Source organism: Photobacterium aphoticum, from assembly GCF_001029435.1.
Taxonomy (GTDB): Bacteria; Pseudomonadota; Gammaproteobacteria; order Enterobacterales; family Vibrionaceae; genus Photobacterium; species Photobacterium aphoticum.
Genome location: NZ_LDOV01000047.1, coordinates 68201 through 77882 on the forward strand (window position 1 = coordinate 68201; position 9682 = coordinate 77882).

The following is a 9682-nucleotide window of genomic DNA, read 5'->3' on the forward strand; positions in this document are numbered from 1 at the left end:
TTACGCGCCCATACGATGATCTCTCACGTATGGGTGTCGTCTTTTTAGGACTAAGCGGCACGCCTTGCTGTCGCTGCGATTCACGAGACTTACCATGCTACAAGCTGCTGTTTTCGATATGGACGGCCTACTGGTCGATTCTGAACCTTTCTGGCAACGTGCCCAGGTTGACATTTTCTCTTCACTCGGTGTGCAAATCACACTGCAAGATACGCTTCAAACCATGGGACTGCGTATCGATCACGTGGTGGCCTTTTGGTATAGCAAGCAACCTTGGGAAGGTCACGATATTCCAACCGTGACAGAAATGATTGTGAGCCGTGTGGAAGCGTTGATCCGTGAACACAAGCCGATGCTACCTGGCGTGATTGAAGCCATTGAGACATGCCATGAATACGGCTTAAAAGTGGCACTGGCCTCTTCTTCCCCGATGCGTTTGATTCAATCAACGCTGGAAGCACTGAGCCTGACCGACAAATTTGCTGCCGTGCTGTCTGCTGAACCGCTACGTTTTGGTAAACCGCACCCGGAAGTGTATATCAATGCGGCCGATGCACTGGGTGTTCCACCCAACGCCTGTGTGGCATTTGAAGATTCCGTGAATGGCCTGCTTGCTGCAAAAGCGGCACAAATGAAAGGGATCGCGGTTCCGGAGCACGCTTATTCGAATGATCCACGTTGGGCAATTGCTGACCGCAAACTTAACTCGCTACTCGAAGTAAATGCTACCTTGCTGGATAGCCTGCGTTAATTCGATGCGATAATCAATGATGCAAAAAAATACTGTTTTTCTTTGCATCATTGATTTAATTACAGAAAAGTAAAAAATGTGCCATTCCTGACCGCTAAATTCCCCACCACTTCCATAGAAATATAAAAACATCCAGCCAATTTATCGCATTCTGTTTTTTTCATTCGCACATTAATTGAAATTCTTCAGCCTGCTCAAGGTTTACAGTTAATTTTAAGCGAAAACGAATGGCGAACGCTAAAATCAAATCAATAAATGAAGCCACTATGATGCTGGCGCTGTTTGAAATGCACAGCCATTCAGGCTTCTCCTTCGTACTGTGTACCTGCTAAGGAGCTGATGATGTCTAATTACACTGAGCAAGCTGTGGTATGCCCGCATTGTGGACACAATATCAGAATTACATTGGATGCCAGTCAAGGCAGTCAGGAATTCTATGATGATTGCCCGGCATGCTGCCATGCGATTCACTTAAACATGCAAGTCGATGAACTCCATAAAACCATCAACTTATTTGTTGATGCTGACGACGAGCAAATCTTTTAATCCCTTACGTTTTATCAATCATCACATACAAAATAAGGCTTCGGTGATATACCCAAGCCTTATTCTTTTTTACCCTGAGTAGAACGGGCTAATTCATATCGCCGCAAATCCGTTACAGATCGCGCGCCGCCAATACTCGCTCCACCGTATCGACAATGGCTTGCGTTTGTGGATCAATTTCGATGTTAACCACATCGCCCACGATACGCTGACCAAACAGGGTACGCTGCAATGTTTCTGGAATTAAGTGCACGCAGAAACGATCATCATTCACCTGACCAATGGTCAATGAGCAGCCATCAATCCCCATGTAACCTTTACGCAAAATGTATTTTTGGTAATCCTGCGGTACCGTAAACCACACTGTGCAGTTGTTCTCGGTGGTTTCAATCGCACAAATCTCGGTAGTGACATTGATATGTCCTGACATCGCATGGCCACCGATTTCATCACCAAACTTAGCCGCTCGCTCAATATTGACGTGGCTACCCACCTCAAGCAAACCCAGGTTCGTTACCGCCAACGTTTCCTGCATCAAATCAAAAGACACCTGATTGCCCTCAATTTTGGTGACCGTCAGGCAACACCCGTTGTGCGCTACCGACGCACCAATCTGCAGTCCTTCTCGCATGGCGTTTTCTAATTCAATGATATGGGTTTGAAAAGCGTCTTTTTTCTCTATCGCAACAACTTTTGCCATCCCCTGAACGATGCCTGTAAACATGTTTTCCCCTTCTTACTTCGTCAGTACATTTTGCTAAGGCGTAAACCGATAGTACCATAATCGCTGATATCGCATCCCTATCCCTGTCTCTTCGTACTTACACCGCAACCTCAGCGCCTTTCCTTACACACTTTTCCTGCCAGGAATCATGGCTTCATATCGCAAAAAAGCATTATGGAACAGATGGTTAATCTTACCATTCAAAAAACGTTACATTCTTTACGGGTTTTCTAATAACAACAATTGTATCAGCGCCATCTGTCGTTATAATTCACGCGTTCTTATATCCGCTATTCGGGAGCCACTACGTGCACAATTACAGGCGTGAAACACGTCATCTTCTTAAGCTAGCCATTCCGGTGCTTATCGCTTCTGTCGCCCAAACATCCATGGGCTTTGTTGATACCGTCATGGCTGGGGGCGTGAGTGCTACCGACATGGCAGCGGTATCTGTCGCAACCAGCATCTGGCTTCCATCCATTCTATTTGGTGTGGGCTTGCTGATCGCCATTGTACCGATTGTGGCGACCCTAAATGGTTCTGGCAAAAAAGAGCGCATCCCTTTTGAAGTACAGCACGGCTTCTTGCTCGCTGCGTGTATCTCCGTGCCTATTATGCTCGTGCTCTACAATGCCGGTACCTTGATTGACATGATGGACGTGGAAAAAGCGCTGGCTGAGAAAACCATTGGCTACCTGCACGCAGTGTTGTTTGCGGTTCCTGCTTTCTTATTCTTCCAGACACTGAAAAGTTTCTCGGAAGGATTGTCTATGACCATCCCGGCCATGATCATTGGCTTTATTGGCCTGGGAGCTAACATCCCACTAAACTGGATTTTTGTGTACGGTCACTTCGGCGCCCCAGCATTAGGTGGTGTGGGTTGTGGTGTGGCAACCGCGCTGGTGTACTGGTTGATGTTTATCTCTATGTTGGTATACATCAAAGTAAACAAGCGCCTTAACAGTGTGGGATTGTTTGCACAGTGGCACAAACCACAATTGAGTGCACTGAAGCGTTTGTTCAAAATGGGCTTACCGGTTGCCGCGTCTATCTTCTTTGAAGTGTCCCTGTTTGCGGCGATTGCCCTGCTGATCTCACCTCTGGGTTCAATCACCGTCGCGGCTCACCAGATTGCCAGTAACTTCTCATCGCTGATCTTTATGATCCCGATGAGTTTAGGTGCAGCACTGAGTATCCGCGTGGGTCACTTACTGGGTCGTCAGGAGTTGTTCGAAGCGAAAATTGCCAGTCGCAGTGGCCTGTTTGTCGCACTATGTATCGCCATGATCACCGCAACTTGTACCGTGCTTTTCCGTGAGTCCATTGCATTAATGTACACAGACAACCTTGAAGTCATCATGATTGCGGGTCAGTTGCTATTCTTGGCGGCTATCTACCAGTGTACGGATGCAATTCAGGTGGTAGCAGCGGGTGCACTCCGTGGCTACAAAGACATGCGTGCTATTTTCGTTCGTACCTTCATTGCCTACTGGATCTTGGGGCTACCGATTGGTTACACCCTGGGTATTACCGGTTGGTTCGTACCGCCTATGGGCCCTCACGGCTTCTGGATCGGTAATATTATCGGTTTGACAGCAGCGGCTATTATGCTGGGTACCCGTTTATACTGGGTACAACGTCAGGATGACGATGCACAAATCGCGATGTCTTTACGCTAAAAAACCACGTTAAGACATTACAAGAAGAGATAACGTTATCTCATACACAACAAGGCGACCAATTGGTCGCCTTGTTCGTTTCATGCGTATAATTTTGGTATCACAACGTCAGCCTGACAGACCCAAACACCGACACCGACACTGACAAGGTCATCATTACGCATGCCATTACGCCGATTTCCACTGTTCAACAAAGCACTGCAAACGCCAGTTTGGCTTCGCCATCTCAGCAGGTGGCTCTGTATCGTAGTGTTCTTTGTCGGCTGTGACAGGCAATCTGCCGATGCACAATTTGAGACTTATCAAGACCGTCTTGCCAATGTGCTAGACATTTCACCGCAAGCGCCAGACGACTTTTCCTTTCCCCCTTTTCCTCCGACTCGTGACCTGACCCTCCCCGTGGAAGATATACGTATCAACCTGCTCGATGCCTATGAATTGCGAAAATGTGGGCTGTTTAATTTGATTGCAGAGCGCAACTCTATTTTGGGAAAGGTACAAGATAAAACCCGTCAGTTACGTTACGAGTTGTTATTTTTAAATGGGTTACAGCATTGCTTAACCGTATTGCCTAAGGACGCTGAGTTATACAACACGTTAAAGGATTATCAGGAACAAAAGCAACGCCTGCTCCCCATCTACTTATGGAATATGCTTACGACGGGGGAAGAATGGCGACAACAGCTCACTTTGCATCACCGAGCCTTTGCGCCTCAAAAGCTCTATGGCTTCAATGAAGCACTCAATGCCTATACATACACACAACACCTTGCAGAGCGTATTAAGGTCACACCGGCGACAGCACAGTCGCCAACGCAAACAATCACACAAACGACATCTTCATCGGCACCAGCAACGACAGCAGCAGCGACACAGGCCGTCAGTACAGCACAGATCGATCGCCTCTTGTCCTATCAGGAAAAGCTACATCCTTATCACTATGCTGGTCAGCTCTTTTATTCCATTGAACATGCGACCCATTGGCTCAATACCATTACCTCAATGCTGACTGAACAGGAAAAAACCATTCCGTGTGGGGAAAATCGCAATCAGCAAAAAGCGACTTACTTAAACAATGTGTTTCACAAGCATTTTGTCACCACGCTGCAGCCTTATCTGGCGCAATTAGATTCCCAATATCAGCAAATTCAGCCTTACTTGCAGACACTCCTGCAACCACCACGCCCATTGGATTCTCCGACATTTACACAGTATTACCAATATTACCTCGCAGGCACACAGCATCAGGCTTTTCGGGATGCCACGCTAAGCCATGTTGCCTTTTGGCAGCGCACTTTTAAACGCTGTAATATCCGTGTCGGCAGTCGTTAATGTCACTTCATCGACAGACCACAAAGAAATCAACTTCTTCACTAGGTTCCTCACCCATCTCGCTCTATGATGAAATGACATTGTTAAGGATGGCAGGACCGATCATGAAAAAACAAAAGAATGACGCCAAGCTACTCAAAAAGGCGCTAGAGCTCGGAATGGCCTATGCGAAAAAACAAGGCTACGGTGACCTTGATAAATCGGTATCGTCAAAAGACAAAGTTGAATGTATTTACCGATTATTAGTCGAGGCCAAGCAAATCACCCCTTTGGCGGTTGACCAAGAAGACGGCCCGAATATGAAACACAAACTGGTACTGTGGATTTCACGCCTGCTGCCGGCAGATCACCCTCTGCTGCAGTAATGCATTGACTCGTACAACACTCAACCCGAACCACAATCATTCACCAAACAGATATTCTTCCATGAATGGCGATAACACGATTTTATTTACTGCCATTCATGGAAAGAATGCTCACAGATTCCTACCAAAAATATCTGTAATTCGCCATATCGCTCTCGTTTACTCATGACTATGTTGATAGCGCATACTCAGTGCGCTAACTTATTGTTATGGAGTTCTAATGAGAAGGGAAAAGTATGCGTCGTGTTGTGTTTAACCAAAAAGGTGGTGTGGGTAAATCCAGTATTACGGTCAACTTAGCGGCATTGAGTGCCGCACAAGGCTATAAGACACTGCTGATTGATTTAGATGTACAAGGTAACAGCAGCCATTATTTAGGGGTGGATATTAATATCGATAACAAAAAATCCATTGCCGATTTACTCAATCAAACGGTCGGCTGGTTTTCGATGTCAACGCCCATCAAGGCTTTTACTCAACCGACAGCTTATGAAGGACTCGATATCATCCCTTCCAGCCCCAAACTGGAAAAAATCGAATCTGAACTCGAACGGCGTTATAAGATTTACAAGCTAAGAGACGCGCTGAACGAACTTGCCGATAGCTATGATCGTATTTACATTGATACGCCCCCGAATCTTAATTTTTTCAGCAAAGCCGCGCTCATTGCCGCCGATAAGTTACTGATTCCTTTCGATTGTGATAGCTTCTCACAACAAGCCCTGCTCACGTTATTAAACAACGTGGCGGAATTGCGGGAAGATCATAATCCCAAGTTAGAGGTGGAAGGGGTAATTGTGAATATGTTCAATGCCCATGCCAAATTCCCCAACATGATCATTGATGATCTTAACGATCTGGCATTGCCCGTACTGAAGCCTTATCTGCCGCTTTCCATCAAAATGAAAGAGTCGCACTACCATCAAACCCCGCTCATTCATTTACTGCCCAAACACAAACTCAGTCAGCAATTTACACAACTGTTCCAAACACTGGAAGCGAGTCAAACGGCTGCCGAGGTGCAACACACAGAATAATGATTCAACAACACCGCTCAAATGCCCCTGTCATCCCCCCTCTCAGGCGAAAAAATCTTTGCCCATAAAAAAGCCCACTGTTCTCACAGTGGGCTTCAATATTGGATGCTACTGTCGATTAATCAATCGTGAGCTGACCATTATTCAACAAGTCATCAATGAAGGTATTGGCATCAACTCCCCCCATATTCTCCATAACAATCTGCTGGGTCACATCTTTACCACCCACCCCATCAGTATCGACGTGGATAATAATATTATCGCCTTCTTGCGTAACAGACAGGTACTGGTCCAACGTATCGGCCGTTTCACCTTGTAGCAAATCGGACAGATCCAGAATATCAGCCTGATCATTAGTGCTGGTGTTACCCAGTGTAAAGTCCGTAATAATATCAACGGCTACACCGTCATTTTCACTATCGACGATGTGATTTAATTCCACATCATCACCAGACAACCAACGGAAGATATCCTGTCCAGCACCGCCTTCTAATACATCGCCGTAATGACGACCATCCGCTTCACCGGCACCACCACCATGCAGCTGACCATTGACACCACCGATAATTACATCATTTCCTGAGCCACCAATAATATGGTCATTACCAGCAGCACCATCAATTACGGCTCCCATTGACGGATCATAGCTATCTGGCGCTTTCACCGCTCCTGCAATTGGGTTACCAAACTCATCATAAGTGGCGCCAAATGCATAAGTCATTTGGTTATTAACCACATACAAGTTGTCATCACCACCTTCACCTTGCGCATCTACAGGTTCTGGTACGTCGTTGACAGCATATTCGAACTCTTTAATGCCAACATTACCCGCTTCATCCTGTGCTTTAATAACATACCCATCGGTTAAAGATGCACCATCATCTGAAACCATTGTCACCCAGGTTTCGTAATCATTCAAACCCGCATCAATACCGGCTTGAGTAATACTGACTACCCCGTTGGCATCAATGGCAAAGTACCCATCATGGCTGACGGAATTAAATGTGTTGTTATAGTAAAACCCGACATTCACGATGTCAGTTTCAGTACCAGATAAAACACTGCCTAACTCCTGGCCTGCAACCAATGTATTTTCATCAACTCGTACCGCTGTATCTTTCACCGATAGCGTTTTATCGATCGTCACCACCAAAGGATTATTCTTATCAGAGGTTGATGTATTCCCTGCCTTATCCACCACGTCAACCGTGATTTCATAGCTACCATCTGCAAGTTGGCTATCCGGTTGATAACGCCATTCGCCATTAACAAGTTGGATGCCTCCTGCCAGTTCCCACTGACCATTCACCCAGTTCGCCTCTGCCGTTATAGCATCGCCACCACCAAGCGGCGTCAACGTCACAGTAATAGAGTGAATATCCTCATCAATTCCATCCAAGTTAATTTGAGGCTGATCATTGCTGGTTAGGTTATCAGAGTTACTAGAACCTTTATCGCTGGTTGAATCCAAATCAGCTATAGGTGTAGAAATCTCTAAATCAACTTCCGCATTTTCGGTTGTCGTTTGTGACGAGTTCCCCGCTTGATCGGTGACCTGGGCACTGATCTGAACACCTGTTGTCACACCGGTACTTGGGTCAATGTCACCAATCGTTGCCTCCACCTCAATGCCGTTTAATAAGTCGTCGGCAGTGACAACACGATCAACCAATACAGTGCCATCAATATCCGTGATCACAATGCGATCACCGACTTCAGTACCCGGTTGTAAATTCACCAAGGCAGTGACGGTATCGGCTTGGCCTGCCGCCACTTCATCAATGTTGAACATGCCATCTGTATTGGCATCATCCTGGAACGTAATCGTCGGTGCTGGCGGTGGTGTCCGATCTACTTCTGCTGAATCTGTCGCGACAGAAGATGGGTTGCCCGCCGCATCCACGACTTGGGCACTCACAGAAACGCCATCTTTACCACTTACAGTACCGACAGAAACTTCAACCTGAATACCATTATCCAAATCATTCTGGGTCACTTCACGATCGACCAGAATGGCACCAGTGGTATCTTTAATGATGATACGATCACCAACCTGCGTACCCGGCTGTAAAGTCACCTGAGCCGACACGGTTGATTCTGCACCCGCTGAAACCTCATTCAGGTTAAAAATACCGTCGCCATTCGTATCACCTAACAGTTCGACCGATGGTGCAGGCGCTGGCTCACTATCCACCAAAGCACTGTCGCTCACTTCTGGTGACGCGTTACCTGCAGGATCTGTCACTTGAGCGGTCACTTCCACTTTGTCACCAACCCTTGGTACTTCCACGTAGATGCCATTATCTAAATCATCCTGCGTCACTTCACGCTCGAGAATAACCTGACCATTGCCACCTCTGATAGTGATGGTATCGCCGACCGCAGTGTCAGCCGCCAACGTCACTTTGGCGGTCACCGAATCATCAGCACCTAGTTCAGCGCTGTTGTACACGCCATCACTGTTGGTATCACCTAACAGTTCAACGTTCACCGATGGTACACCGCTATCCACCAAAGCACTGTCACTCACTTCTGGTGACGTGTTACCAGCAGCATCGCTCACTTGTGCAGTGACTTCCACTTTGCCGCCGACCACAGTTGCTTCAACCTGGATACCATTTGTGAGGTCATCCTGCGTCACATCACGATCAACCAGCACATTGCCGTTAGTGTCAGTGATCACAATGCGATCACCCACTTGCGTACCCGCCGTCAAGGTCACTTGTGCGGTCACGGTATTGTCTGCACCCAATTCAGCACTGTTGTACACACCATCACCGTTGGTATCACCTAACAGTTCAACGGTCACCGATGGAACACCGCTATCCACCAAGGCACTGTCGCTGGCTTCTGGTGACTTATTGCCCGCAGGGTCTGTCACTTGTGCGGTCACATCCACGCGATCACCATGCGGTGACACTTCGACAAAGATGCCGTTATCCAGATCATCCTGTGTCACTTCACGCTCAAGAATGACGTTACCTGCACCGTCCGTCACTGTGATGGTATCGCCGACTGCCGTGTCAGCCGCCAGCGTCACTTTCGCCGTCACAGTGCCGTCAGCACCCAGCTCATCATTGTTGTAGACGCCATCACCGCTGGTATCGCCCAGCAGTTCTACCGTTGGGGCTGATGCTGCATCGGTATCTACCAATGCGCTGTCAGTCGCTTCTGGTGATTTATTGCCAGCAGGGTCTGTCACTTGTGCGGTCACATCCACGCGATCGCCATGCGGTGACACTTCGACA

8 protein-coding genes are annotated in these 9682 nt (G+C 47.3%); 6 read left to right on the top strand and 2 right to left on the bottom strand.

The features are described 5' to 3' along the window. Nucleotides 1-94: 94 nt before the first annotated feature. On the top strand, nt 95-751 hold the full coding sequence (gene hxpB / locus ABT58_RS21855; protein ID WP_047876550.1) for a hexitol phosphatase HxpB: 657 nt from the start codon (nt 95-97) through the stop codon (nt 749-751). A gap of 342 nt (nt 752-1093) precedes the next feature. Further along, entirely contained in the window at nt 1094-1297 is a 204-nt protein-coding gene (locus tag ABT58_RS21860; protein ID WP_047876551.1) for a CPXCG motif-containing cysteine-rich protein, read from the top strand. Between the two features lie 112 nt (nt 1298-1409). Here the strand turns inward: ABT58_RS21860 and ABT58_RS21865 are convergent, their stop codons facing one another. Continuing rightward, nucleotides 1410-2021, bottom strand: coding sequence for a riboflavin synthase (locus ABT58_RS21865; RefSeq protein ID WP_047876552.1), 612 nt, complete (start codon nt 2019-2021; stop codon nt 1410-1412). Between the two features lie 308 nt (nt 2022-2329). Here ABT58_RS21865 and ABT58_RS21870 point away from each other — a divergent pair, with 308 nt between their 5' ends. The 4 genes from ABT58_RS21870 (at nt 2330) to ABT58_RS21885 (ending at nt 6434) form a co-directional block, all read left to right on the top strand. Beyond that, nucleotides 2330-3700, top strand: coding sequence for an MATE family efflux transporter (locus ABT58_RS21870; protein ID WP_047876553.1), 1371 nt, complete (start codon nt 2330-2332; stop codon nt 3698-3700). Nucleotides 3701-3862: 162 nt separating this feature from the next. After that, the gene (locus ABT58_RS21875) at nt 3863-5032 is read left to right on the top strand and encodes a DUF3080 domain-containing protein (protein WP_053063169.1); all 1170 of its coding nucleotides are present in this window, start codon (nt 3863-3865) and stop codon (nt 5030-5032) included. A 104-nt stretch (nt 5033-5136) separates the two neighbouring features. Beyond that, a complete protein-coding gene (locus ABT58_RS21880; protein ID WP_047876554.1) occupies nt 5137-5397 on the top strand; it encodes a DUF5062 family protein in 261 nt (86 codons plus the stop codon). 236 nt (nt 5398-5633) lie between these two features. Further along, complete coding sequence (locus ABT58_RS21885; protein WP_047876555.1) at nt 5634-6434, top strand: ParA family protein; 801 nt, start codon at nt 5634-5636, stop codon at nt 6432-6434. Nucleotides 6435-6552: 118 nt separating this feature from the next. On the opposite strand, the gene ABT58_RS21890 is transcribed toward ABT58_RS21885, so the two are convergent. Further along, the coding region (locus ABT58_RS21890; protein WP_156168835.1) for an Ig-like domain-containing protein at nt 6553-9682 on the bottom strand (3130 nt) is incomplete at its 5' end.